At 47.8% G+C, this 579-nt stretch carries 2 protein-coding genes; both read right to left on the minus strand.

Annotation, left to right across the window (positions count from 1 at the left end):
- Positions 1-285 (minus strand): Arm DNA-binding domain-containing protein (locus E5355_RS19185; protein WP_246867014.1); only part of this gene is annotated, 285 nt, incomplete at its 3' end.
- 13 nt (positions 286-298) lie between these two features.
- Positions 299-579: tyrosine-type recombinase/integrase (locus E5355_RS19190; protein WP_168354400.1), on the minus strand; the 281-nt coding region annotated here is incomplete at its 5' end.

A 579-nucleotide genomic window follows, 5' to 3' on the forward strand; every position in this document is an offset into this window, starting at 1 on the left:
GGCGATATGGTTCTTCAGTATCTCCGCACTGACCACGCCTTGCGATTTCAATATCTCATTGTAGGCTTCCTCTGTTATCCGCAGGTATTCCCGTAAACGGCTGTTCTCCCTTGCGGACTTTATCTCGTTCTTCCTGCCGTTCCAGTCTTCCGGTCGGCAATAAATTCCCGTACTTATGACGGTCTGTTTTCCGTCAATGGTTATACGGCAGAGTACGGCAGTCGTTCCGTCAGCCTTTGTCTTGCTGCGGTTGATATAGGGTAACAATGAAAATGTGCTTCGCATATCGTTTTATGTATTAAAGTGTTAATTGAAAATCCTCGGTAGCTTTGATAAACTTATCCATGTCCTCGAAAAGTTTCTTCGGGCTGACACGGGCATAGACCTGAGTGGTGGAAATATCGGAATGCCCCAACATTCGGCTGATGGTTTCTATCGGCACACCCGCTTCGAGTGTTATCAGCGAAGCAAAACTATGGCGGGCCTGATGATAACACAAGTTATCCTTGATGCCTGCCAGTGCCGCTAACGCTTTCATGTGCCGTTTCATGTTCGGGTGGTGGATTATCGGGAAGAGCG

This window comes from Bacteroides muris (ex Afrizal et al. 2022), from assembly GCF_004793475.1.
GTDB classification, from domain to species: Bacteria; Bacteroidota; Bacteroidia; order Bacteroidales; family Bacteroidaceae; genus Bacteroides; species Bacteroides muris.